Origin of the sequence: Kitasatospora dryopteridis (assembly GCF_050749075.1) — a bacterium.
GTDB lineage: Bacteria > Actinomycetota > Actinomycetes > Streptomycetales > Streptomycetaceae > Kitasatospora.
Map to the genome: position 1 here is coordinate 4,278,538 of NZ_CP192749.1, position 23,901 is coordinate 4,302,438.

Below are 23,901 nucleotides of genomic sequence, written 5' to 3' on the forward strand. Positions count from 1 at the left end.
AGTCTGCCCCGAGATAGACGAAGCCCCTGGCGCAATAGCGCAAGGGGCTCTTGCACCGAGAGATTACCTGAGGAAGGACCGGTCGTGTCGTCCCTGTCCACGCCCGCATCCCGCCCCGACGGGCGAGGTCCGGGGGAGCCGCTGCTGGTGCTGGTCGACCCGGCGGCCGGCCGGGCCGACGGAGAGTCGGTGCGGATCGCCCGGGACGTCCTCTGCGGGGGTGCGGACGCCAAGGTGGCGCTGCCCGAGAGCCCCTCCGAACTGGACCGCGTGCTGTCGCACCGCGGCCGCCGGCGACCGGTGGTGATCGGTTCCGATCTTGCCGTCCAGCGGCTGCTGCAGGCCCTCCACCGGCACCGTGACCTGGGCGCGGACCCGGTCGGGGTGGTTCCGGTGGGTCCGCCGGAGGCGACCTCGGCCTGCCGCTCGTTCGGTGTGCCGGACCTGCCGGTGGCCGCCGCCAGGGCGGTGCTGGGCGGTGCCCCGCGCAAGCTCGACCTGGTGGTGGACGACGGCGGCGGCGTGGTGCTCGCCGAGTTGCGGATCGGGGCGGAACCCCGAAGGGCCCCGCTGTCCTTGCGTTCGCTATGGGCGAAACTCGCTGCGCCCGACCAGGCGAGTGGTTCCGACCCGGAGGGCGTACCGCTGCGGGTCGAGGCGGACGGCGGCAGGCTGCTCGCCGACGTCCACGACCGGGTCCGGCTGCTGCGCGCGCGGCCGGCCGGCGGCGAGCTCGAAGTGGAGATCGGTACCGGCGGGCCCGTCCGCCGGCTGCGCACCTCCACGCTCGGCGTGGCCGGCCGGGGCTTCGGCTACACCGCGGACGGCTGCCCTGTGGGCCCCGTCCGGCATCGGACGTGGACGGTGCATCCGGGTGCCTGGGCGCTGATGCTGCCTGCCGGGTGAGCAGGATCACGCCGCGCCCCGCCGGCCGACGCCCCGTCAGCCGTTGCGCCACCCCGAAGGGCGCGCGTGACAAGGGAGTGCGCCGCTCGCCGGAAAACGCGCCGGAGAAATGACCCGAGCTGTAAGGGGTTTTGTCTACGCGCGTTGCCATCGGTTCGGCCAATAATCCTCGGCATCCCTGTTCGGGAAGGCGTACGGAACTGCCCTAGACTCGAAGACGTGCCACGTGGTGACGGACGACTCAACCACGATCTTCTTCCCGGCGAGAAAGGCCCCCAGGACGCTTGCGGCGTCTTCGGTGTCTGGGCTCCCGGCGAGGAGGTCGCCAAGCTCACGTACTTCGGCCTCTATGCCCTGCAGCACCGCGGACAGGAATCCGCGGGCATCGCAGTGAGCAACGGCTCCCAGATTCTCGTCTTCAAGGACATGGGGCTTGTCTCCCAGGTCTTCGACGAGACCTCGCTGGGGTCGCTGCACGGGCATATCGCCGTCGGACATGCCCGCTACTCGACAACCGGCTCGTCGGTCTGGGAGAACGCCCAGCCGACCTTCCGGGCGACCGTGCACGGCTCGCTCGCCCTGGGCCACAACGGAAACCTGGTCAACACCGCCGAACTGGCGGCGATGGTCGCCGAGCTGCCCGGCGAGGAGCACGTCTCCCGCTCCGGCCGCACCGCCGCGACCAACGACACCGACCTGGTCACCGCCCTGCTCGCCGGGTACCCGGACCTCTCCATCGAGGAGACCGCCCGGCAGGTCCTGCCCAAGGTCAAGGGCGCCTTCTCGCTCGTCTTCATGGACGAGCACACGCTCTACGCGGCGCGTGACCCGCAGGGCATCCGCCCGCTGGTCCTCGGCCGGCTGGAGCGCGGCTGGGTGGTCGCCTCCGAGACGGCGGCCCTCGACATCGTCGGCGCCTCCTTCATCCGCGAGGTGGAGCCCGGCGAGCTCATCGCCATCGACGAGAACGGCCTGCGGACCTCCCGCTTCGCCGAGGCCAAGCCCAAGGGCTGCGTCTTCGAGTACGTCTACCTGGCCCGCCCGGACACCACCATCGCCGGCCGCAACGTGCACCTCTCCCGCGTGGAGATGGGCCGCCGGCTGGCGAAGGAGGCCCCGGTCGAGGCCGACCTGGTGATAGCGACCCCGGAGTCCGGCACCCCCGCCGCCATCGGCTACGCCGAGGCCAGCGGCATCCCGTACGGCTCCGGCCTGGTGAAGAACGCCTACGTGGGCCGCACCTTCATCCAGCCCAGCCAGACCATCCGCCAGCTCGGCATCCGGCTCAAGCTCAACCCGCTGAAGGAAGTCATCCGCGGCAAGCGCCTGGTGGTCGTGGACGACTCCATCGTCCGCGGCAACACCCAGCGCGCGCTGGTGAAGATGCTCCGCGAGGCGGGCGCCGCCGAGGTGCACATCCGGATCTCCTCCCCGCCGGTCAAGTGGCCCTGCTTCTTCGGCATCGACTTCGCCACCCGCGCGGAGCTGATCGCCAACGGCATGACCATCGAAGAGATCGGCCGGACGCTCGGCGCCGACTCGCTCGCCTACATCTCGATCGACGGCATGATCGAGGCCACCGCGCAGCCCAAGGACAAGCTCTGCCGGGCCTGCTTCGACGGCGAGTACCCGATGGAGCTGCCGGACCCGGCCCTGCTCGGGAAGCTGCTCCTGGAGGCCGAGATCGCCGGCAGCCAGCAGCCGCCGGCGGTGCGCGGCAAGCCCACCAGCGACCTGGACGGCGTCCAGTCGCTGATCGGCGGGCACGGCGCGGCCGACGCGCTCCGTCGCCCGTAACCATGCACGATCCAGGGGCGCGGGGAACTGCGCGGCCGGCCGGCACCCGTACGGTGCCGGCCGGGTGCGCCGTTGCTCGCGCCCCTGACGGTCTGACCATTCCTGAAAGGGCCACCGGACAGTGACCAGCAACGAGGGCGGCGCCACCTACGCCGCCGCAGGTGTCGACATCGAGGCCGGCGACCGCGCCGTCGAGCTGATGAAGCAGTGGGTGAAGAAGGCCGACCGCCCCGAGGTCGTCGGCGGCCTCGGCGGCTTCGCCGGACTCTTCGACGCCTCCGCCTTCAAGCGCTACGAGCGCCCGCTGCTGGCCACCGCCACCGACGGCGTCGGCACCAAGGTCGCCCTCGCCTCGGCCATGGACAAGCACGACACCATCGGCCACGACCTGGTCGGCATGGTCGTCGACGACCTCGTGGTCTGCGGTGCCGAGCCGCTCTTCATGACCGACTACATCTGCGTCGGCAAGGTCGTCCCGGAGCGGGTCGCCCAGATCGTCAAGGGCATCGCCGAGGGCTGCGCCCTGGCCGGCTGCGCGCTCATCGGCGGCGAGACCGCCGAGCACCCGGGCCTGCTCGGCCCGGACGAGTACGACGTCGCGGGCGCCGGCACCGGTGTCGTGGAGGCCGACGCGCTGCTCGGCGCGGAGCGCGTCCGGGCCGGCGACGTGGTCATCGCGATGGCCGCCTCGGGCCTGCACTCCAACGGCTACTCGCTGGTCCGCCACGTGCTGCTCAACCAGGCCGGCTGGAAGCTCGACCGCCAGGTCGAGGAGTTCGGCCGCACCCTCGGTGAGGAACTGCTGGAGCCCACCCGGATCTACTCGCTGGACTGCCTGGCGCTCGCCCGGGCCACCGAGATCCACGCCTTCTCGCACGTCACCGGCGGCGGCCTGGCGGCCAACCTGGCCCGGGTCATTCCGGCCGGCCTGCACGCCCGCCTGGACCGCGGCACCTGGACGCCGATGCCGGTCTTCCAGACCGTCGCCCGGGTCGGCAACATGCAGGCGCTGGAGATCGAGAAGACCCTCAACATGGGTGTCGGCATGGTGGCCGTCGTCCCGCCGTCCTCGGTGGACGTGGTGCTGTCCGTGCTGGAGGACCGCGGCGTGGAGGCCTGGCTGCTCGGCGACATCGTCGAGCGCGCCGACGAGCACGACGGTGCCGCGGCGCTCTACAACGCCTACGAGGGCTTCGACCTGGCTTGAGCCCGGCCCGCGGGCCCGCCCCACCCCGGGGCGGGCCCGCGGCGGGCTGCGGCCGCCGTACGGCTGCGGATACGCCGAAGACCGGCCCGGCGCTCGATGAGCGCCGGGCCGGTCCTGTGCTGGCTGTCAGGCCCGGCGGCGGGACTGCCCGTTGTCGGCGGGGTCCTCGTCGTCGTCCTCGTCGGCGTAGAGATCTGCGTACGCCGCGTAGGGGTCGTCGTCGTCCTCTTCCTCGATCGGCTCCGGCTCGATCGCGGTGGACGGAGATACGCCCAGCTCATGAGACAGACGGTTAGCGTCGAAGCCGCCGCTGTTGTACTTCAGCTGGCGGGCGACCTTCGTCTGCTTGGCCTTGGCCCGGCCGCGCCCCATGGGTCGACCCCCTCAACGGTGGGGCTCACGGCCCCGAGTCTGACACGTGTTCATGATCAGGAGCGGCCTGCCCGGAGTGGGAGAGCCGTCCCTTGGAGCATTAACGGTACCTGTTTCCGCCGCCGGACGGTACGTCGCGGGTGTGACGTGGCGCGCACCGCCGACCCCCGAAACCGGGTCTTTCCAGGTCACAGGAGGTTTCTCGGGCTTCTGCAGGCTGCCCGGAGCGTGCCCGGGCTCGTCGTTCCGGTTCCGATTATCCCTCGCGAGAGGGCTCGGTATCCCCCGATCGGGCTACCAAGTGAGAATCCGGTTCCACATTGTGATCCGGAGGGGGGCGAACTCCGTTCGCCCCCCTCCGGACCGGTGCGCTCCGCCGATCAGGACCGGCGGGCGCCCGGGAGCAGAATCGAGCGCAGAGCGCTGACCTCGCGCATCCGCTTCTCGGCGAGGCGGTCCGCGGCGACCGCCGGCGGAATGCCGTCGGCGGCGGCCCGGGTGAAGATCTCCAGCGTGGTGTCGAAGATCTTGGTCGCCTTGTTCTTGGCGCGGTCGAAGTCGAAGCCCTCGATCTCGTCGGCGACCTGGATGACGCCGCCGGAGTTCACCAGGTAGTCCGGCGCGTAGAGGATGCCGCGGTCGGCCAGGTCCTTCTCCACGCCGGCGTGCGCCAGCTGGTTGTTGGCCGCGCCGCAGACCACCGAGGTGCCGGCCTGGCCGAGCTGGGCCACCGTGGCGTCGTCCAGCGCACCGCCCAGCGCACAGGGGGCGTAGACGTCCAGCGCGGACTGCAGCAGGGCTGCGGTGTCGGCGGCGACCTCCACCTCGGGGTGGGCCGCGCGGACGCGGTTCACCGCGGCCTCGGAGACGTCCGTGACGACCACGGTGGCGCCGTCCGCGACCAGGTGGCCGACCAGGTAGTGGCCGACCTTGCCGACGCCCGCGACGCCCACGCGACGGCCGCGCAGGGTGGGCTGGCCCCAGCGGGCCTTGGCGGAGGCGCGCATGCCCTGGAAGACGCCGAAGGCGGTCAGCACGGAGGAGTCGCCCGCGCCGCCGTACTCGGGGGAGCGACCGGTCACGAAGGTGGTCTCACGGGCCACGATGTCCATGTCCTGGACGTAGGTGCCCACGTCGCACGCGGTGACGTAGCGGCCGCGCAGCGACTCGACGAAGCGGCCGTACGCGCGGAGCATCGCCTCGTTCTTGTCACCGCCCTCCGAGGAGGGGACGGGGTTGCCGATGATCACGGCCTTGCCGCCGCCGAGGTCCAGGCCGGCCAGCGCGTTCTTGTAGCTCATGCCGCGGGACAGCCGCAGCGCGTCCTCCAGCGCCTCCTCCTCGGAGTCGTACTGGTGGAAGCGGGTGCCGCCGAGGGCCGGGCCCAGCGCGGTGGAGTGGATGGCGATGATCGCCTTGAGACCGGTCGACCGGTCGTGGCAGAGGACGACCTGCTCGTGGCCGTCCCCGGGGGCAGCGTCCTGCCCGGTCGCGAAGATCCTGCTGAGCACACCTGATGCGGGGTGCGCGGCGGACGCGGTGTGTACGTCGGTCACTGTGGTGACTCCAGTATTTGTGGGCCCGCGGCTGTGGTGCGGGCGTCTGATCGAAGCCTAGCCCCGGGGCCGTCACCGGATCTGCCCCCTGACGGTCCCATGGACATAACGACCGATGGCCCCCCGACGGCACCCTCCCCGGGGGCCCCGCGGGCGTGCGACGATGCCGGGTGTGACCGCCGTGCGCACTTCGGTGCTCCCGCCCTACGCCGCCCAGCTGCGGGTGTACGAGCCGCTGGCCGCCTATCCGGAGCCGGAGCGGGCCCGCTGGCAGGCGTACGCGGCGGAGCACGGCCCGGACGCCGACGGGGTCGCCGAACCGGTCGCCGCGGCCGCCCTGGCCGAGCAGCGCAGGGCCCTGGCCGAGCTGGCCGGCCGCACCCCCGGCGCACTGCCGGACCGGGAGAGCGAGCGGGCCCTGGTGCGGGTCGTCGACCGGGTCACCTACATCTGCCCCTGGACGACCCGGCTGCGCAGCTGGCAGGCGCTGGAGGAGCTCCGCGCGGCCATGCCGGCCTTCCTGCTGGACACCGTGCTGCCGCCGGCGGTGCGGGCCGAGGCCGAGGCCGACCAGGCGCGCTGGCGGGCCGACCACCCGGACGCCCGGCCGTGGATCCTCACCAGCCGCTGGGAGGTCCCGGTGCGCTGGTGCCTGCCGTTCGGCGAGGAGGACCGCCGGTTCGTCCCGGCGGAGCCGGGGTCCGTGCCCGGGGCGCGGCCCGCGCCGGCCTCGCTCTTCTACCTGACGCCGATGGCCCAGGCCCGGCGGCGGGTGGCGCGCGGCTACCGGGCGCTTCGGACGGCCGTGCCGGGGGCGGGGAGCGGGCCCGGCGGGGAGCTGGTGCTGGGCGTGGAGCAGGTCGGCCGCTGGCTGGAGGAGTTCCACCCGCGCTCGCTGGTGGAGCTCGACTACGGGGGCCTGGTGCACCTGCTGGGGCCGGAGGCGCTGGCTGCCGAGCGCTCCGTGGGGGACGTCGAGGCGGGCATCGGCGCGCTGCGGGCCGGGGACACGGCCGCCGCGGTGCGGGCGTACGAGTCGGTGACGGCGCGTTGGCGCCGGGTTCTGGCCCTCCGGCAGGCCAGCTGACGCGAGGTCACCGCCGCCGGGTGAGGCCGGGGGTGGAGGCGGGTATGTACGGAAGGGTCGTTCGGCCCCGATCCCGGGACGAAGGGCCCCGGCAGGGTCAATCCCCCTGGAACGTGACACTACTCACCGTTGACGCGAACTTACCCCTATATGCAAAAATGGGACAACCAGCCCAAGTTCAACCTGGTGTGTCCACTTCTGGGTCGTTCTGACGGTGGTGCGTACTTTGTGGGGAAGCGGAGGGTCTGGTCGTCTCGTTACCGAATGTCACGAAATCGTGACTGTCCGTTATGAGATGGTCCATGGCCATCCGTCTCGCTTGAACCCCTGAGGGGCCAATTTAGGCGGTTTGGCCGATGGGGCTGGACGGATGGTGTAGTTGTAGACATCAGGACAAGCCGTTCGTCCTATAACCGACTCGGTCCGTGTGTGCCATTTCGGGCATCGCGGGTCAAGGTGCAGAATTTGAAGGATAGAACCGCCCTGGTTCGGTTCTCCCGAGGAGGCCGCTCATGACCGCTCGTACCCCTGACGCTGAACCTCTGCTGACGCCGGCAGAGGTTGCCACCATGTTCCGCGTTGACCCCAAGACGGTCACTCGCTGGGCCAAGGCGGGCAAGCTGACGTCCATCCGCACCCTGGGCGGCCACCGCCGCTACCGGGAGGCGGAAGTACGTGCTCTGCTGGCCGGTATTCCGGCGCAGCGCACCGAGGCCTGACAGGTCTCAGGGGTTTTCTCGAAGGGCCGTGTCCCCGACTCCGCCGGGTCGGGGGTGCGGCCCTTCGGCATGCCGGAACCGGGCATTCCCGATGGGGCTGCCGGGGGTGGGGGGAATTACTGGGAATACGTGTGCAATTTTATATATTAAATTCCCGCCCCCGGCAGGGGGCCCTCGAGTGTCCGATCTCAAGAACGGATAAGTGACGACCATCACGCAGTCGTTATCTTGAGGTCTAGACCTAGCCCGGTGTAGGGGCTGACGTGCCGTCAGCAAGCCTGGACGGCGGGAACGACAGAGGCCCGGAACCTTACGGCTCCGGGCCTCTGCCTGTACTGCGATCCCGACGGGACTTGAACCCGCGACCTCCACCTTGACAGGGTGGCGAGCTAACCAACTGCTCCACGGGACCAGAGATTTCTGATCCGTTCGTCTGCTCTCGCTCGCGAACAAGACAGATCGTACTGCATGGCAGGCCCCCAGGTCGAACCGGCCGCCGCGGGCCCGGTCCGGGGGCGCCCGCCCCCGGACCGGAGGCGGTCACAGCGTCGCCGCGGCGGCGTCCATCGCCTTGAGGATGCGCTTCTCCGAGACGGGTGCAGGCGTGCCCAGCCCCTGGGCGAAGAAGCTCACCCGCAGCTCCTCGATCATCCAGCGGATCGCCCGGACCTCCGGCGAGGGCTCGCGCCCGGCCGGCACCCGGGCCAGCAGCTCGCCGTAGGCCTGCTGCACGGCCTGCACCTTCAGCAGGTTCTGGGCGTCCCGCTGCGGGTGGTCCGGCAGCGCCTCCAGACGGCGGTCCACCGCCAGCAGATAGCGCTTCAGGTCGGGCAGGCGCTGCCAGCCGGTCTCCGTGACGAAGCCCGGGTACACCAGCGAGGCCAGGTGCAGCCGGACGTCGTTCACCGCGTTCAGCAGCACCGGGCTGGAGACCGACTTCAGCCGGGTGGTCGCCCGGTGGAAGGCGATCAGCGCGGTCGCCGTCTTCAGCGTGGTGTCCGCCGACAGGTCGTACAGGTCGGCGCGGACCTTGTCGTACAGCGCGGTGAACGCCGCCTCGTCCCAGGCCGGGCCGCCGTTCAGCTCCATCAGCCGGTCGATGCCCGCCGCCACGACGTCCTCGAACAGCGCGGGGATCGACCCGTGCGGGTTGTACGACAGCGCCAGCTTCGCCTGGTTGCCCAGCCGGCCCTGGATCGACTTCGCCGGGGAGTTCACCTGGAGCGCCAGCAGCCGGCGGGTGCCCGCCCACATCGCCTGCTCCTGGGCCTCCGGCGTGTCGAACAGCCGGACCGCCACCGTGTCGCCCTCGTCCACCAGCGCGGGGTACGCCCGCACCGAGTGGCCGCGGGTGCGCTGCTCGAAGGTGCGCTGCAGCACCGGCAGCCCGGCCGGCCAGGAGGTCAGCCCGCCCTGCTCGATGCCGCGGCCCGAGGCGGCGCTGGACAGCGTCGCCGACAGCTTCGGCTGGAGCTGCAGGCGCAGCTCCGCCAGGTCCTTGGACTCGGCGAGCTTCTTCCGGCCGTCCACCACCCGGAAGGTGACCTTCAGGTGGTCCGGCACCCGCTCGTCGTCCCAGGCCTCCGGCGGGACCACCACGCCGCCCATCCGGTGCAGCACCCGCTCCAGCGTCGGCAGCAGCGGCTCCTGGCGGTCCTTCATCTCGCGCAGCGCCGCCGCCGCGAAGTCCGGCGCCGGCACGAAGTTGCGCCGGATCGCCTTGGGCAGCGAGCGGATGTACGCGGTGACCAGCTCGGCCCGCAGCCCCGGGATCTGCCAGTCGAAGCCCTCGTCGGACACCTGGTTCAGCACCGGCAGCGGGATGTGCACGGTCACGCCGTCCGCGTCGCTGCCCGGCTCGAACTGGTAGGTCAGCCTGAAGCGCAGCTTGCCCTGGTGCCAGTGGTCCGGGTAGTCGGCCTCGGTGACGCCGTCGGCCGACTCGTTGATCAGCATCGACTTCTCGAAGTTCAGCAGGTCCGGCTGCTCGTGCCGGGCCTTCTTCCACCAGGAGTCGAAGTGCCGGGTGGAGACGATCTCCTCCGGCAGCCGCGCGTCGTAGAAGTCGAACAGGGTCTGGTCGTCCACCAGGATGTCCCGGCGGCGGGCCCGGTTCTCCAGCTCCTCGACCTCGCCGAGCAGCTTGCGGTTCTCCGCGAAGAACCGGTGGTGGGTCTCCCAGTCGCCCTCCACCAGGGCGTTGCGGATGAACAGCTCCCGGCACAGCTCGGGGTCGATCCGGCCGTAGTTCACCTTGCGCTGCGCGACGACCGGCATCCCGTAGAGGGTCACCTTCTCGTACGCCAGCACCGCGCCGGCCTTCTTCTCCCAGTGCGGCTCGCTGTACGACCTCTTGATCAGGTGGCCGGCCAGCGGCTCCACCCACTCGGGCTCGATCTTCGCGTTGATCCGCGCCCACAGCCGCGAGGTCTCCACCAGCTCGGCGGACATCACCCAGCGCGGCGGCTTCTTGAACAGCCCCGACCCCGGGAAGACCGCGAACCGGGCACCCCGGGCGCCGCCGTACTCGCGCTTCTCCACGTCGAACAGGCCGATGTGCGAGAGCAGGCCGGACAGCAGTGCCTGGTGGATGCGGTCGGCATCGGGCTCGGCGTCCGGATGCGGTTCGTCGATCGTCACCCCGAGCTGCTTGGCGACCGTCCGCAGCTGGACGTAGACGTCCTGCCATTCGCGTATCCGCAGGTAGTTCAGGAACTCCGTCTTGCACATCCGGCGGAAGGCCGAGGAGGAGAGCTCCTTCTGCTGCTCCCTGACGTAGCGCCACATCGCCAGGTAGGAGAGGAAGTCCGAGGTCTCCGAGTTGAACCGGCGGTGCCGGTCGTCGGCGGCCTGGCGCTTCTCGGCGGGCCGCTCGCGCGGGTCCTGGATGGACAGTGCGGCGGCGATCACCATGACGTCGCGGACGCAGCCGAGCCGGTCCGCCTCCAGCACCATCCGGGCCATCCGCGGGTCCACCGGCAGCTGGGCCAGCTTGCGGCCGAGCGGGGTGAGCCGCTTGCGGTGGTCCTTCTCCGCCGGGTCGAGCGCGCCCAGCTCGTGCAGCAGGTTGACGCCGTCCTTGATGTTCCGCGAGTCCGGCGGGTCCAGGAACGGGAAGGCCGCGATGTCGCCCAGGCCGGCCGCCGTCATCTGCAGGATGACCGAGGCCAGGTTGGTGCGCAGGATCTCGGCGTCGGTGAACTCCGGGCGGGAGAGGAAGTCCTCCTCCGAGTACAGCCGGATGCAGATGCCGTCCGAGGTGCGGCCGCAGCGGCCCTTGCGCTGGTTGGCGCTGGCCTGGCTGACCGCCTCGATCGGCAGCCGCTGCACCTTGGTGCGGTGGCTGTAGCGGGAGATGCGGGCGGTGCCCGGGTCGACCACGTACTTGATGCCCGGCACGGTCAGCGAGGTCTCGGCGACGTTGGTGGCGAGCACCACGCGCCGGCTGTTCGACCGCTGGAAGACCTTGTGCTGCTCGGCCGAGGACAGCCGGGCGTACAGCGGCAGCACCTCGGTGAACTTCAGCTTCATCCGGTTCAGCGCGTCCGCGGTGTCGCGGATCTCCCGCTCGCCGGAGAGGAACACCAGGATGTCGCCCGGGCCCTCGGCCTGGAGCTCCTCCACCGCGTCGCAGATCGCCTGGACCTGGTCGCGGTCCCGGTCGACCTCGTCCTCCTCGGTGCCCTCCTCGAGGACCGGGCGGTAGCGCACCTCGACCGGGTAGGTGCGGCCGGACACCTCGACGATCGGCGCGTCGTCGAAGTGGGCGGCGAAGCGCTCCGGGTCGATCGTCGCGGAGGTGATCACGACCTTGAGGTCGGGGCGGCGCGGCAGCAGCTGCTTGAGGTAGCCGAGCAGGAAGTCGATGTTGAGGCTGCGCTCGTGCGCCTCGTCGATGATCAGCGTGTCGTACTGGCGCAGCTCCCGGTCGGTCTGGATCTCCGCCAGCAGGATGCCGTCCGTCATCAGCTTGACCAGGGTGTCCTGGCCGACCTGGTCGGTGAACCGCACCTTCCAGCCGACCGCCTCGCCGAGCGGCGTGGCCAGCTCCTCCGCCACCCGCTCCGCGACGGTGCGCGCAGCGATCCGGCGCGGCTGGGTGTGGCCGACCAGGCCCTTCACCCCGCGGCCCAGCTCCAGACAGATCTTCGGGATCTGCGTCGTCTTGCCGGAACCGGTCTCGCCCGCCACGATCACCACCTGGTGGTCGCGGATCGCGGCGAGGATCTCGTCCTTCTTCTGGCTGACCGGCAGCTCCTGCGGGTACCGGATCTCCGGCACCGCGGCGCGGCGCTGCTCCACCCGCAGCTCGGCCTTGGCGACCTCGGCGGCCAGCTCCCCGGCGATCTTCTGCCGGGCCTCGGGGCTGCGCACCCGCCGCGCGCCGTCCAGCCGCCGGCCGATCCGCTGCTGGTCGCGGAGCATCAGCTCGGGCAGTCGGGCGGCCAGCTCCGCGATGGCGGGCGCATCGGCGGACCGGGCTACGGGAGAACTCACTGCGGGCATCCCTCTAGATTCGCAAGGAGGCACGGGCGCGCGCACCTCGGTTTTCGAGCCCCTCCAGTGTCACAGCCCGCCCGCTCGAACGGCGAACGACCCGGGCTAGGCTGCCCGTACCGAAACGATCACGAGGGGGAAACGCCGTGGCGGGGGAGTTCGACGCACACGAACGCAGGATCTGGGCGGGTCGGGCACAGGCGTACGAGGGCAGTTTCGCGCCGCTGTGCGCGGGCGCGGTGCCGGAGCTGATCGCCGCCTCGGGCGCTGGGGCCGGCACCGAGCTGCTGGACGTCGGGACGGGCCCCGGCACCGCTGCCGCGGCCGGTGTCCGGCTCGGGGCGCGGGTCACCGCGGTGGACGCCGAGCCGAGCATGGTCGAGCTGGCCGCCGCCCGGGTGCCGCAGGCCGCGGTGCGGCACGCCGTCCTGCCCGAGCTGCCCTTCGCCGACCGTTCCTTCGACGCGGTGGTCGGCAACTTCGTGCTCAACCACGTCGAGGACCCGATCGCCGTGCTCGCCGAGCTGCGCCGGGTGACCCGGCCCGGCGGACGGCTCGCGGCCACGATCTGGGCGTCCGCGGCCAACGGCGCGATGGCGGTCTTCGGCGAGGCGCTGAACGCCGCCGGCGTCGAGCGCCCGGTGTTCCCGACCGTGCCGGTCGACTTCGAGCGGACGCCGGACGGGTTCGCCGGCCTGCTGGAGAAGGCGGGCTGGGCGGAGGCCGGCGGGCGCGAGCTGCGCTGGACGTACACGGTGGCCGCCGAGGACTACTGGCGGGGCGCGGTCGGCGGGATCGCGTCCTTCGGCCAGGTGGTCGCCGCGCAGTCGCCGGAGGGGGTCGCCGAGATCAAGCGGCACTACGACCGGCTGACCGCCGAACGGGCGGGCGCGGACGGGCTGCTGGCGGTCCCGGCGGTGGCGGTCCTGGCGGTCGGGCGTCGCTGAGCCCCGGGGGCGGCCGGGGAGCCCGCGGCCCGCGGGGCGGGCAGGCTCCCCCGGCATGCCCGGTTCCGATAGCCTTTTGACCGACTATCAGCCTGTCGTGAAAGTCATGGGGGAGCGGCTGTGAGTACGTGGGACGACATCAAGAAGCTCGGCAGCGCGGCGGTGGACGTCGTAGAGGACGTCTTCTGGGCCCCGCAGAAGATCGCACACTGGGTGCTCAGCCAGATGTTCGGCGACCCTGACGCCGAACTCGCCAAGTACGCCTCGGAGCTGGAGCAGCTGGCCAAGGAGGTGGAGGCCTTCGGCAAGGAGATCAACACCGCGCTGAGCCACCTCACCTGGCACGGCCCGGCTGCCGACGCCTTCATCGGCCACGCCCAGGGCCGCGTCAAGGAACTCAACACCGTGGCTGACGACCTCGAGGGCCTCGGCAAGGAGATCAAGGGTCTCGCCGACGCCTTCTGAGCCGGCCTCCGGCGCGGTCGTACCCCGCCCCGGCCGCACGTCCGTCATCCACACCACACGAGGGGGAGCGCCCCATGGGCGACAAGTTCGGGTACCAGCTGCAGGAGCTGGCGAAGATCCAGAACGACTTCCAGAAGATCAACCAGCGCATGGCCGAGATGACCCAGAAGGTCGGCGCCATCAAGAGCGCCATCGGCCGGGCCGCCGCCATGGACGTCGCCGCGGGCGGCCCGCTCGGCGTCGTCAACTTCTTCGCCGTCGCCTACAGCGTCGCCCGGCACATCGAGGCGATCGAGCGGAAGGCCGACGCACTGGAGGCCGCGAAGAAGCAGCTCACCGACCACCTCGGCGAGGACGCACAGAAGATCAAGAAGGTCATCGCGGAGTACGAGGCCGCGGAGCGCAAGATCCTCGAGGACCTCAAGGGCAAGCACGACGGCCAGGAGAAGCCCAAGGGCCCGCACACCGGCATCGACGGCACCGGCGGCGGCAAGGGCGGCGGCAACGGCGGTGGCGGCAGCGGCGGTGGCGGCGGCCACCACAACACCCCCGACTCCCCCCACACGGGCACCGACAGCAGTGGGAACGACGGCTCGGGCGTCACCCTGCGCCCCGGCGGCCGGCACGACGGTCCGAAGATCAAGGACCGGAGCGACGGCACCTGGAAGACCCACATGATCAACGGCAAGGGCTGGGACGACTGGAGCCCGAGCCACAAGTGGCACCCGCGCAACGGCGGCGGCGCCGGCGCCCTCGCCCAGCCGAAGCTCGAAGGCGTCTCCGACGAGCGCCGGGCGATGGTCGAGCGCGCCATGGAGCGGGTCAACCGGAAGCTCGGCTACAGCCAGGGCGCCGTCACCAACGGCTACCGCGTCGACTGCTCGGGCTTCGTGTCCGCGGCCTGGGGCCTGAACACCTCGGGCGGCGGCACCTCCACCGGCCCGCTGATCAGCGAGAGTGCCGGCATCGCCCACCACATCTCCAAGGGCGAGATGAAGCCCGGCGACGCGATGGTCGTCCACCGGGAGGGCGGCTCGCAGCACGTCGTGCTCTTCGGCGGCTGGGCCGACGCATCGCACACCCGGATGATCGTCCTGGAGGACAGCGGCAGCCGCGGCTGCGTCTCCCGCGAGACCTCGCTCTCCGAGTTCTCCTCCTACACCGCCATCCGCAAGAACGGGATGTAGCGGTCACGGCGGCCCGTGGCCCCCGGCGGTCCGCCGCCGGGGGCCACGGGCCTTCGGTCAGGAGCTCCAGGTCTCCCGCATCGAGGTGATGGCGCCCTTCGAGTCCACGGTGTACTCGTAGGTGTCCTGGGTGCAGACGTACCCGGCGGGCAGCTTCTCCGGCTCGGTGGCGTGCGGCGTCTCCGCGCAGGTCTTCACGTGCGCCATGCCGTCGGCGGCGGTGCCGTTCTTCACCGTCACGGTCTTCGCCTTCGCGTAGTACTCGGCCGTGTACACGGTGATCTTCGCCTCGGGCGACACGGTGAAGGAGGTGTCCTTCTCCTCCCAGTTGAAGAAGAGGCCGTTGTCCGTGCAGTTGGCGGTCACCTTCTGGGCGACCAGCTTGCCGAAGCCCTTGTCGACCGACCGGACGTGGATGACCTTGTGGGTCTTGAAGTACTCCTTGCAGTTCGGCCCGCGGCCGCCGTTGTCGTCCTCCGCGGCGCCGGTGGCCTTGCCGGCCGACGCGGAGGCGGCCGGGGCGGCCTTGTCGGCCGACGGCTCGCCGGCCGGGGCCGACGGTGCGGCGGCAGCGGTGCTCGGCGCCTGGAGCGCGGTGTCGCTCCCGGAGTCCTCCGGGCCGCAGGCGGCCGCGCCGAACGAGGTCGCGATCAGCAGGGCGGCAATGGCCGCAGGACGGATACGCATGACGGATTCCCCCTAGATGGCTGTCCACGGCCCGCCGTACGCCCGGCGGACCGCCCCCGGCCGCGGACGGTCCGCCCGCGGCCACAAGTGCGCCGTGGAGCCTACTAGGTGCCGCCGACCCCGCTGCACCGCCGTCCGGCGCGGCCCCTGTCGGACCGTCGGCTGATGAAGGGTCACATCCCGGCCTCGGCCTGCAGCCGGTCGCGCAGCTCGCGCAGCCGGTCCGCCGGGGCGCCGAGGCCGTTGATCCGCTGCCGCGCCGCCTCGCACCGCGGCCGGTGGTGGCCGGAGAACGCCAGGTTCGCGGACTGGTGCAGCATCCACTGGTGGTAGCTGACCAGCCGCACCGCGAGGTCGCGCACCCCGGCCAGGTCGCCGTCGGCCGGCAGCGCCCGCAGCCACCCCGCCAGCCGGGCGTAGCGCACGGACTGCCGGGACAACTGCTCCGCCAGCCCCGGGGGCACCGGACCGGGCTCCCCGCACATCGCGAGCGCGAGATCCGCGGACACCTGCTCCTCCACCGCCTCGTCCAGCACCGCGAGCAGGGCGGCGGCCTGTGTCCGGCGGCCCAGCGAAAAGGCGGCGGGGTCGGGCAGCGGGCGGGTGCGGCTGCGTCCGAGCCCGCCCGCCAGTCGGCGCAGGACGGCCGAGGGGCCGCCGCGCCGGGGCGCTGCCGGAGCCGATTCCACGGGCACCTCCGGGCCGGGGCCCGGCGGCGGACCGCCGGCCGCGGAGCTGCGGCCGATCCCGTACCGCCGTGCCGGAGACGCCCGGCGTGCAGTTCCAGTGTGCTCCCGGCGCCGTAAGGCCCGCGTCACTCGGAGCGGGGCGCGGCACCTGCCTCCGGCCGGCCCGCACGGCGCCGGGAGCGGGCCTTCAGCGCCCCCGCCACCAGCGCGCGGACGGGCAGCGGCGGCCGGCGGACGCCGAGCGCCTCGCGCAGCGGCGCGTCCAGCAGGGCCGCGGCGAACACCGGGACGAGCGGTGCCAGCCGCCGCGGCAGCCGGGAGGCCAGCAGGCCGCGGGCCGAGGCCCACAGCTCCCTGCCCTCCGGGGTCGGTGCGAAGCGGCGGCGCTCGAAGCCGCGCATCCACTCCTCGGTGCCGGTGAGGCCGCCGCCGGGCGGCTCGGGCAGGCCCAGGGCGGCGGCGAGCTCCCGGTGGAAGGCGTACGCGGCGTCCCGCTCGGCCGGCGTCGCGGGACGGGGGCCGTGCGCGTCCGCGAAGCGCAGCGGGCAGACCGTGAAACAGGCCAGCACGTAGTGCATCAGCTCCGGTGTGATGCCCGGGCGGTCGTGGATCCGCCGCAGCGCGGCCACCACCTCGCGGCCCTCCGCACTGTCCGGGCCGCACCCGATCAGCGTGAACATCGCCGCACCGGTCGCCTTGCCCCGCGCCCTCGGCTGCCCGGTGACCCGGCCGGTGCCGTGCAGCACCGCGGCGATCTCCGGCACCGCGAACGTCCGGACGAAGCCCAGGGTCAGCCCGGCCTTGCACTCCTCCGGCATCGCCTCCAGCACCAGCCGGGCGTACGCGTCGCGCGGGCCCGCGGGGCGGGGGCCGCCGGCGGCGTCCGGGTCGGCTGTGTTCACGGCGTCCGGGCCGTGGCGAGGGCCTCTTCGGTGAGCGGGCCGTCGAGTCCGCGGGCGACGCGGACGAGGTGCGCCCGCTCCTCGGCGGGGTCGGCGTCGAGGCCGGGCAGCGCGGCCTGCTCCTCGCGGGGCAGCGGCGGGCGCCCGGCGTCCAGCGCCGCGACGGCGGACCGCAGCCCGGCGGCCACCACCAGGGCGGCGCGCTCGGCCTCGTCCAGCCCGGCCCGTGCGGCGATCCGCAGGCCTCCGTCGACCACGGCCGGGTCCACCCAGGGGCGCAGGGTCAGCTGTCCGTCCCGGATCTCCAGGCCGCGCCGGGTGGTGCGCCACTCCAGGTCGCGCAGGGCCAGTCGCTCCGTCCAGCGGGCCGGCGGGGCCTCCAGGGCGAGGCGGCGGTCCGCCCGGTAGACGAGGTCCCAGAGCGGGCGCAGGGCCCGGTAGTCGCGCCGCCGGCGGGCCCAGGCCGCGCCCGCCGGGCCGGCGAAGCCCGCGGTGATCAGCAGGGCGCCGGCCGCCGCGAAGGCGGGCCCCGCCGCGGTGCTCAGCCAGTCGAGACCGCCGGTGCCGACCGCGGCCGCCGCGATCGCCGTGATCTTGCAGAGCACGTACCCGCAGGCGGTGACCGAGCCGTACGCGATCAGCCGGATGCCGCGGCGCAGCCAGCCGTCCGGCAGCCGGGCCGCGTGGCCCAGGCAGACCCGTCCGATGTCGACCAGCGCGAAGGCGAAGACGCCCTGGTAGAGGACGAGGAAGCAGGCGATCGCGGGCACCGTGGCGAAGGTGGTGTCGAAGGTCAGCGGCGTCTCCGGGCTGCCGGCCCGGCCCGCGGCGAACAGCGCCGCCATCAGCGGTGCCAGCACCGCGAACACCGCCAGGCGCTGCCGTATCCGGCGCCGGGTGACCGCCGAGGAGGCGTCCCAGATCCGGTCGCCGGAGCGCTCCCCCGGGGGCGTCCAGATCAGCGCCAGCACCACGGTCGCGGCCGAGAACCCGGTGATGCCCAGGTAGACCAGCAGGGTCGCCAGGTTGCCGACGTGCGCGACCCGGTCGATCAGCCGGTACACGACGGGTGCGGCCATCAGGAAGGAGGTGGCCGGCGAGGCGATCGCCAGCGCCACCACCAGCAGGCCCGCCGAGGGGTCGCGGCGCCACGCCCGGACCTTGAGGCAGGCCACCGCCCAGGCGGCCGCGCCGATCGCCAGGTAGACGGCGTTGAACGGCGCCTCGGACACCGCCGGGGCCGCGGAGGCCACGGCAGCGGCGTACGGCTCAGACATGCTGCCCCTTGCGGTGCTCCAGGGCGGGCGCCAGCTGCGAGGTCGTCCCGGCGCCCGGTGCCAGGACCAGGATCCGCAGCAGTTCGGCCCCCAGCACCTCGGCCTCCTCCTCGGCGGCGTCGTCGTAGTGCGAGCGGCCCAGCACCAGCCGCAGCACGGCCGGGTCGATGGTGGGCAGCTCCACCAGCTCGGCCTCCGCGCCGGGCGGCGGGGCCTCCGGCAGGTGCCCGCACAGCAGGTGGGCCAGTTCGTGGCAGATGATGTGCGCCTGGTGCAGGCCGGAGGTCTCCTGCTCGAAGTGGACGACGTCCTCGTCCGGGAGCCGCTCGACGAAGCCGGACGGCTCCCCCACCCGCATCCGGCGGGGTGACAGCCGCACCGGCCGGCCCGAGCGCTCGGCGACCGCCGCGCACAGCTCCTCGACGGTGCTCAGCGGCGGCAGTCCCAGCTGCCTGGCCACGCCCCTCATCCGGCGGCGGGTACGCCCCACACCTCGCACGTGCTCCCCCTCGGGAAGCCGCCAGTGGCCCAGCGGCGTCTGCTGCCCGGTCACGCCACTCACGTCACCGGGTCACCGTCGTCGGGCAGTCCGACCGCCCGGCGCAACTGTTCCACGACGGTGAGTGCCGCGTCCTGCATCTCCGGCGGAAGGCCGGCCGCCCGCATCGCGATCCGCTCCACCCGGGCGTCCCGCAGCGCCTCGATCCGCTGCAGGTCGCGCTCGACGGCCTGCGCGGTCGCCGAGTCGCTGAAGTAGTCCAGCGGGACGCCGAAGAACTTGGCGATCTTCACGGCGTTCTCCAGGCTCGGCTTCTGCGTGCCCTTGCGGAGGTTGCCGATGTAGGTGCCGCTCAGCCCGGTGCCGACGGCGATCTCGGAGTCCCGCCAGGGGCGGCCGAGGTCCTTCGGATAGATCACCTTGATCAGGCGCCGGAAGCGGGCCGCGAAGTCGGGGGAGCCCGGCGGCTCCGCACCCTCGCCGGACGGCCCGCCGGAGCCCGCCGGTCGCGCAGATTCGGTGGACATGCGCGGATCATAGAACGATCTGACGCTCCGCCAGTATCCCCCGGGGGCACCGACTTGCACGATCGTTGAGGGAGAAGTGCCCGACCGGTGCACGAGGCGTGCCGGTATCCGGGAGCAGCCCCCATCGCGATCCACGATAGTTGACAGGTCATCACGCATTCAGCAGGATCGACCACACCGGCCCGCCGGTGCGCGGCCGAACCGCCGCCACCCGGCCCCGCAGACTCCGGAGCGCCGCTGCCCCACGGGGGTGGGCAACGGCGCCCGGCACCGCTTCCGCCCGCGGCGCCCGCACGGCCCGCGGCCCCGGCGCCGCCGAGGCGTACGGCGCCTCCGTCCCCCGGCCCGCCGCCGGCCTCCCGCTCCACCGATCGGTTGTCCCGCAAACGCCGCCGGGGTCGTCGGTACGTGCACTACTGTGCGTCGGATGCCCGCGCGGTGTGCGGGCCGGGCCGGAACGGAGATGGTGCGCGCCATGGTTCTGCTGACTCCCCCCGGGCCGCTGGTGGCGGCCGACTGGCTCGCGGAACGGCTCGGCCGGCCCGGCCTGGTGGTGCTCGACGCCAGCGTCGGGGCGTACCGCGGCATCCGGCGGCCGATCCCGGGCGCCCGGGAGTTCGACATCGACGGCGCGCTCTCCGACCTCTCGGACCCGCTGCCGCACACCATGCCCGCCCCGGAGCAGTTCGAGCGCGTGATGCGGGCGCTCGGGGTGCACGAGGACAGCGTGGTGGTGGTCTACGACAACGCGGGCATCTACTCCAGCGCCCGCGCCTGGTGGATGCTGCGCGCGATGGGCTTCGACCGGGCCGCCGTCCTCGACGGCGGGCTGCCCGTCTGGGAGGCCGCCGGACTGCCGCTGGCGGAGGCGGGCGCCGAGGAGGAGCCGCCCGCGCCGGGAGCGTTCACGGCGAGGCCCCGCCCGGGGCTGCTGGTGGACCGCCACGCGGTGGCCGGGGCACTGGCCGACGACGCCTGCGCGGTGCTCGACGCCCGCAGCCGCGAGCGCTACAGCGGCCGGGTCGAGGAGCCCCGGCCGGGCCTGCGCCGCGGCCACATCCCCGGCGCGGTGAACCTGCCCTTCCCGGACCTCCAGGAGGACGGCCGGATGCGGCCCGCCGGGGAGCTGAAGGCCCGGATCACGGCCGCGGCCGGCGGCCGGGAGAAGCTGGTCCTCAGCTGCGGCTCCGGGGTCACCGCCTGCGTCCTGGCCCTGGGCGCCGAGCTGGCCGGCTACCGCGACGTCGTCGTCTACGACGGCTCGTGGAGCGAATGGGGCCGCCCGTCCGACCTCCCGGTGGAACAGGGCCCCGGGCCGCGCTGACCCGTGCCCGGGACGCCACCCGCGGCCGGGCCACGGTCGGCGTACGGGTCGGCGTACCGGGCATGCGAAAAGCCCCGGAGAGTGATCTCTCCGGGGCCTTCCCGCTGGTGCCAGGGCCGGGCCGAGGCGGCGACCTTCCGCTTTCAGGCCGGGCCGGGCGGTTGACATTGCCTGGCCCGGGCGACCGTGCCGTCCATGGAAGGCCGCAGTGGGATGCCACCGTCCGGGGCGGTCGGCCTCGGCGCCGATCGGCGCCGCACGTCGCCATGCTCCTGATGGATCGAGTCGAGGACCGTCCCGCCCCCGCGCCGGTCGGCGTCCGAGTCGACCGGTGTGCCGAGGGTCACAACAGGAAGAGCTTGGAGAAAGGCGTGGGGAGCCGCTCCACCCGTGAGCCGAAGTCGACGAGCACGGCGATCTCGCCGTCGCCTTCGGCGCCGATGACGCGGCCGAGGCCGTACTCGTCGTGCGTCACACGGTCTCCGACGGCGAATTGCTTGGGCGGCGGCGGGGCCGGAGCCCGTCGGAAGGGGCTGGTGGGCAGGTGGCGCCGGGGCGCGGCTGGATTCGTCATTTCGGCCAGTATGCGCCCGATTTCGACGGAGTGGGCGGCTCGAGCCGCCGAATATTTTTGGATCTCGGCCGGCGGGCGTGAACGACGGTGCGCACTCCCGGCGAACGGGGGAGCCGCGGGCACGGACGAGCGCCTGACGCCATCGCCGGTCGGGGCCGCGTGGGTGAACCGGCCGAGGAGAACTCCCCCGTTACGGTCCGGACCCTGCTACAGTCGTGGTAGTTGCAGTTGTGGTTCCCATGAACTTTGTGTGCGCCTGCTGGTTGTGACCGCAGGTGCATTTTGTTTCCCGGCCATTCCCCGGGTGGGTCATCATCGCGGCGACGCGGAACTTGCTCCCTGTGAGTTTCGGACGACCCATTCGAAGGATATTTTTATGGCTAACGGCACTGTGAAGTGGTTCAACTCGGAAAAGGGCTTCGGCTTCATCGAGCAGGATGGCGGCGGTCCTGACGTGTTCGCCCACTACTCGAACATCAACGCCAACGGCTTCCGTGAGCTGCTCGAGGGCCAGAAGGTCGAGTTCGACGTCACGCAGGGCCAGAAGGGCCCGCAGGCGGAGAACATTCGCCCGCTCTAGTACTTCCCGCTGCTCGGCCTCTGCCAGGCAGCCCGGGCCTGCACCGCGCACTCGCACGGTGCGGGCCCTTCGGCTTTTCACGGGGATCGGCCCGGGCCCCAAGGCTCCTCGGCCTTGCCGCCGACCGCCATTCCGGCGCTTCTGCTACGCAGGTCCGCGCCCGGATGGACCGTGCAGCCGTGGGGATCCCCGGTCGACGTTCCACCGCTGGTCACGTGCGCGTTGACGAGGTGTGAGGGCGTACTGCTCCACCGTCCACGCACTGCTCCTCGAAGTCCCGGCCCGTTCTTGCGAGTTTCACGCGGTCTCACGCCGCGGAGCCTTCCAGGTGGTGTGCCGCTCCCAGGAAGGTTCCGCATGATGCGCTCCACCGGTTCTTCGAACAGGACTTCCGGCCCGATCCCGCCGGCCGCCGGCCGCCGACACACGGTCGCTCCCCCGTCCGGCACCACCTCGGCGCTGCCCCCGGTCGGGTCGTTCGACGAAATGGACCTGCCGAGCGCGCTGCTTGCGACGCTGAGCCGGCAGGGCGTCACCACGCCGTTCCCGATCCAGGCCGCAACGCTGCCGAACTCGCTGGCGGGTCGCGATGTCCTGGGGCGCGGACGCACGGGCTCCGGCAAGACCCTCGCCTTCGGGCTGCCGCTGTTGGCCCGTACCGCCGGACGCCGGGCCGAGCCGCGCCGACCGCTGGCCCTGATCCTGGTGCCCACCCGTGACCTCGCCCAGCAGGTCGCCGACGCCCTCCTCCCCTTCGCCCGCTCGGTACGGCTCCGGCTGGCCACCCTCGTGGGTGGCATGCCGATCCACCACCAGGCACTGGCGCTGAACCGCGGGGCCGAGGTCGTCGTCGCCACCCCCGGTCGGCTTGCAGACCTGGTTCAACGAGGCGACTGCCTGCTCGACGACATCACCGTCACGGTCCTCGACGAGGCCGACCAGATGGCCGACATGGGATTCCTCCCGCAGGTCACCGCGCTGCTCGACATGGTCGACGCGGACAGTCAGACGATGCTGTTCTCCGCCACCCTCGACCGCAACGTCGACCGCCTGGTGCATCGCTTCCTCACGGACCCGGTCACCCACTCGGTGGACCCGCCGGCGGCCGCGGTCAGCACGATGGATCACCACGTGCTGCACGTCCAGAACTCCGACAAGCGCTCCGCCGTTGCCCACATCGCGTCCCGTGACGGTGGCGTGATCATGTTCACCGAGACCAGGAACGGAGCCGACCGCCTGGTGGAGGACCTGCTGGCCAACGGGGTGAAGGCAGCCGCGCTGCACAGCGGCAAGTCGCAACCGCAGCGCACCCACACTCTGGAGCAGTTCCGCGCCGGCGCGGTCACCGCGCTGATCGCCACCAACGTCGCCGCCCGCGGCATCCACATCGACGGCCTCGACCTGGTCGTCAACGTCGATCCTCCGGCCGACCACAAGGACTACCTGCACCGCGGCGGCCGTACCGCCCGCGCCGGCGAGTCCGGCACGGTCGTCACCCTCGTGCTGCCCAACCAGCGCCGAGGGACGGCGCGCATGATGGCCGCCGCCGGCATCACCCCCGAGTCCGCCCGTGTCCGGCCCGGCGACGAAGCACTCGCCCGGATCACCGGTGCGCGCGTACCCACCGGAGTGCCCGTGGTGGTACCCGACCTTGCGGACGAACACCCCCGCCGCGCCGCCGGTCGCAATCGCGGCGCTCGCCCCGCGTCGGGCGTCCGAAGGGCCCAGGAGGCCCCGGGGCGCCGCGGCGGCCCGCCCCCGCGGTCCCCACGCGGTGCATGAGCGGGACGGCCGCCGGGCGACGGGGAGGCGGGTCCGCCGTCCCCGGCGCCGGGAGTCCGACGACTTCACGAAGGTCGGCCGGCGAATGCGCGGGATCGATCCGCCCTTCGGGAAGTCCGAGCTCGTACGCCACGTACTCGGCGTCCCGGGAGGGAGTGGCCGTCCGCCGCCGCGTTGGCGTCGGACGGGGTGAAAAATGCCCTCGAAGCGAGCTGCTTCGAGGGCATCGTGCCTGGTCAGGCGATGTGGCCAGGGCCGGGGTCGAACCGGCGACCTTCCGCTTTTCAGGCTGCGCGGTTGACGCTCCTCGTGCCCGGCTG

At 72.5% G+C, this 23,901-nt stretch carries 21 protein-coding genes and 1 tRNA gene; 11 read left to right on the plus strand and 11 right to left on the minus strand.

Translation table 11 applies throughout. From position 1 onward, the window contains the following. Positions 1-84: 84 nt before the first annotated feature. From ACQ614_RS19490 to purM, 3 genes are all read left to right on the plus strand, one after another. The gene (locus tag ACQ614_RS19490; RefSeq protein ID WP_431679807.1) at positions 85-906 is read left to right on the plus strand and encodes a diacylglycerol kinase; all 822 of its coding nucleotides are present in this window, start codon (positions 85-87) and stop codon (positions 904-906) included. Positions 907-1,125: 219 nt separating this feature from the next. Beyond that, a complete protein-coding gene (gene purF / locus ACQ614_RS19495) occupies positions 1,126-2,703 on the plus strand; it encodes an amidophosphoribosyltransferase (RefSeq protein ID WP_363492795.1) in 1,578 nt (525 codons plus the stop codon). 121 nt (positions 2,704-2,824) lie between these two features. Further along, positions 2,825-3,910 carry a phosphoribosylformylglycinamidine cyclo-ligase gene (gene purM / locus ACQ614_RS19500; RefSeq protein WP_431679808.1) on the plus strand — a complete coding sequence of 362 codons (1,086 nt, stop codon included), beginning with the start codon at positions 2,825-2,827 and terminating at the stop codon, positions 3,908-3,910. 126 nt (positions 3,911-4,036) lie between these two features. Here the strand turns inward: purM and ACQ614_RS19505 are convergent, their stop codons facing one another. Both ACQ614_RS19505 and ACQ614_RS19510 read right to left on the minus strand, forming a co-directional pair. Next, a complete protein-coding gene (locus tag ACQ614_RS19505) occupies positions 4,037-4,282 on the minus strand; it encodes a DUF3073 domain-containing protein (RefSeq protein WP_363492793.1) in 246 nt (81 codons plus the stop codon). A gap of 380 nt (positions 4,283-4,662) precedes the next feature. Beyond that, on the minus strand, positions 4,663-5,838 hold the full coding sequence (locus ACQ614_RS19510) for a Glu/Leu/Phe/Val dehydrogenase dimerization domain-containing protein (protein ID WP_431679809.1): 1,176 nt from the start codon (positions 5,836-5,838) through the stop codon (positions 4,663-4,665). 163 nt (positions 5,839-6,001) lie between these two features. Here ACQ614_RS19510 and ACQ614_RS19515 point away from each other — a divergent pair, with 163 nt between their 5' ends. Beyond that, positions 6,002-6,925 (plus strand): hypothetical protein, encoded by a 924-nt coding sequence (locus tag ACQ614_RS19515; RefSeq protein ID WP_431679810.1) that lies wholly within the window; start codon positions 6,002-6,004, stop codon positions 6,923-6,925. Positions 6,926-7,437: 512 nt separating this feature from the next. Next, on the plus strand, positions 7,438-7,644 hold the full coding sequence (bldC, locus tag ACQ614_RS19520; RefSeq protein ID WP_014137253.1) for a developmental transcriptional regulator BldC: 207 nt from the start codon (positions 7,438-7,440) through the stop codon (positions 7,642-7,644). 338 nt (positions 7,645-7,982) lie between these two features. Here bldC and ACQ614_RS19525 read toward each other — a convergent pair. After that, positions 7,983-8,056: transfer RNA gene (locus ACQ614_RS19525), tRNA-Asp, on the minus strand. A gap of 128 nt (positions 8,057-8,184) precedes the next feature. Next, entirely contained in the window at positions 8,185-12,150 is a 3,966-nt protein-coding gene (gene hrpA / locus ACQ614_RS19530) for an ATP-dependent RNA helicase HrpA (protein ID WP_431679811.1), read from the minus strand. Positions 12,151-12,287: 137 nt separating this feature from the next. Between hrpA and ACQ614_RS19535 the strand changes: the two genes are divergently transcribed. From ACQ614_RS19535 to ACQ614_RS19545, 3 genes are all read left to right on the plus strand, one after another. Next, positions 12,288-13,088: a class I SAM-dependent methyltransferase gene (locus ACQ614_RS19535; RefSeq protein WP_431679812.1), complete on the plus strand. Its 801-nt coding sequence runs from the start codon at positions 12,288-12,290 to the stop codon at positions 13,086-13,088. 120 nt (positions 13,089-13,208) lie between these two features. Beyond that, positions 13,209-13,553 carry a WXG100 family type VII secretion target gene (locus ACQ614_RS19540; RefSeq protein WP_431679813.1) on the plus strand — a complete coding sequence of 115 codons (345 nt, stop codon included), beginning with the start codon at positions 13,209-13,211 and terminating at the stop codon, positions 13,551-13,553. A 74-nt stretch (positions 13,554-13,627) separates the two neighbouring features. After that, positions 13,628-14,740, plus strand: coding sequence for a hypothetical protein (locus ACQ614_RS19545; RefSeq protein ID WP_431679814.1), 1,113 nt, complete (start codon positions 13,628-13,630; stop codon positions 14,738-14,740). 57 nt (positions 14,741-14,797) lie between these two features. Here ACQ614_RS19545 and ACQ614_RS19550 read toward each other — a convergent pair whose 3' ends face one another. The 6 genes from ACQ614_RS19550 to ACQ614_RS19575 form a co-directional block, all read right to left on the minus strand. Continuing rightward, positions 14,798-15,427 (minus strand): hypothetical protein, encoded by a 630-nt coding sequence (locus ACQ614_RS19550; RefSeq protein WP_431679815.1) that lies wholly within the window; start codon positions 15,425-15,427, stop codon positions 14,798-14,800. Between the two features lie 173 nt (positions 15,428-15,600). Next, positions 15,601-16,116, minus strand: a complete 516-nt coding sequence (locus ACQ614_RS19555; protein ID WP_431679816.1) for a hypothetical protein — start codon at positions 16,114-16,116, stop codon at positions 15,601-15,603. A 125-nt stretch (positions 16,117-16,241) separates the two neighbouring features. Continuing rightward, positions 16,242-17,018, minus strand: a complete 777-nt coding sequence (locus ACQ614_RS19560; protein WP_431679817.1) for an oxygenase MpaB family protein — start codon at positions 17,016-17,018, stop codon at positions 16,242-16,244. Beyond that, the gene (locus tag ACQ614_RS19565; RefSeq protein ID WP_431679818.1) at positions 17,015-18,295 is read right to left on the minus strand and encodes an MAB_1171c family putative transporter; all 1,281 of its coding nucleotides are present in this window, start codon (positions 18,293-18,295) and stop codon (positions 17,015-17,017) included. The genes ACQ614_RS19560 and ACQ614_RS19565 overlap by 4 nt, the downstream gene beginning before the upstream one ends. Next, positions 18,288-18,755 (minus strand): hypothetical protein, encoded by a 468-nt coding sequence (locus tag ACQ614_RS19570; RefSeq protein WP_363492783.1) that lies wholly within the window; start codon positions 18,753-18,755, stop codon positions 18,288-18,290. Before ACQ614_RS19570 ends, ACQ614_RS19565 begins: the two co-directional genes overlap by 8 nt. 98 nt (positions 18,756-18,853) lie before the next feature. After that, a complete protein-coding gene (locus ACQ614_RS19575; RefSeq protein WP_431679819.1) occupies positions 18,854-19,321 on the minus strand; it encodes a helix-turn-helix domain-containing protein in 468 nt (155 codons plus the stop codon). 475 nt (positions 19,322-19,796) lie between these two features. Here ACQ614_RS19575 and ACQ614_RS19580 point away from each other — a divergent pair, with 475 nt between their 5' ends. Then, positions 19,797-20,645, plus strand: a complete 849-nt coding sequence (locus ACQ614_RS19580; RefSeq protein WP_431679820.1) for a sulfurtransferase — start codon at positions 19,797-19,799, stop codon at positions 20,643-20,645. A gap of 343 nt (positions 20,646-20,988) precedes the next feature. Here the strand turns inward: ACQ614_RS19580 and ACQ614_RS19585 are convergent, their stop codons facing one another. After that, entirely contained in the window at positions 20,989-21,219 is a 231-nt protein-coding gene (locus ACQ614_RS19585; RefSeq protein WP_431679821.1) for a hypothetical protein, read from the minus strand. Positions 21,220-21,595: 376 nt separating this feature from the next. On the opposite strand from ACQ614_RS19585, the gene ACQ614_RS19590 reads away from it, so the two are divergent. Beyond that, positions 21,596-21,799: a cold-shock protein gene (locus ACQ614_RS19590; RefSeq protein ID WP_030303996.1), complete on the plus strand. Its 204-nt coding sequence runs from the start codon at positions 21,596-21,598 to the stop codon at positions 21,797-21,799. Between the two features lie 357 nt (positions 21,800-22,156). After that, positions 22,157-23,581: a DEAD/DEAH box helicase gene (locus ACQ614_RS19595; protein ID WP_431679822.1), complete on the plus strand. Its 1,425-nt coding sequence runs from the start codon at positions 22,157-22,159 to the stop codon at positions 23,579-23,581. Positions 23,582-23,901: the final 320 nt, after the last annotated feature.

Bases quoted from the DNA above. Each gene is read 5' to 3' on its own strand.
- ACQ614_RS19505 (WP_363492793.1), bottom strand. From the start codon at position 4,282: ATGGGGCGCGGCCGGGCCAAGGCCAAGCAGACGAAGGTCGCCCGCCAG.
- ACQ614_RS19515 (WP_431679810.1), top strand. From the start codon at position 6,002: ATGCCGGGTGTGACCGCCGTGCGCACTTCGGTGCTCCCGCCCTACGCC.
- bldC (WP_014137253.1), top strand. From the start codon at position 7,438: ATGACCGCTCGTACCCCTGACGCTGAACCTCTGCTGACGCCGGCAGAG.
- hrpA (WP_431679811.1), bottom strand. From the start codon at position 12,150: ATGCCCGCAGTGAGTTCTCCCGTAGCCCGGTCCGCCGATGCGCCCGCC.
- ACQ614_RS19545 (WP_431679814.1), top strand. From the start codon at position 13,628: ATGGGCGACAAGTTCGGGTACCAGCTGCAGGAGCTGGCGAAGATCCAG.
- ACQ614_RS19550 (WP_431679815.1), bottom strand. From the start codon at position 15,427: ATGCGTATCCGTCCTGCGGCCATTGCCGCCCTGCTGATCGCGACCTCG.
- ACQ614_RS19565 (WP_431679818.1), bottom strand. From the start codon at position 18,295: ATGTCTGAGCCGTACGCCGCTGCCGTGGCCTCCGCGGCCCCGGCGGTG.
- ACQ614_RS19575 (WP_431679819.1), bottom strand. From the start codon at position 19,321: ATGTCCACCGAATCTGCGCGACCGGCGGGCTCCGGCGGGCCGTCCGGC.
- ACQ614_RS19580 (WP_431679820.1), top strand. From the start codon at position 19,797: ATGGTTCTGCTGACTCCCCCCGGGCCGCTGGTGGCGGCCGACTGGCTC.
- ACQ614_RS19585 (WP_431679821.1), bottom strand. From the start codon at position 21,219: ATGACGAATCCAGCCGCGCCCCGGCGCCACCTGCCCACCAGCCCCTTC.
- ACQ614_RS19590 (WP_030303996.1), top strand. From the start codon at position 21,596: ATGGCTAACGGCACTGTGAAGTGGTTCAACTCGGAAAAGGGCTTCGGC.
- ACQ614_RS19595 (WP_431679822.1), top strand. From the start codon at position 22,157: ATGATGCGCTCCACCGGTTCTTCGAACAGGACTTCCGGCCCGATCCCG.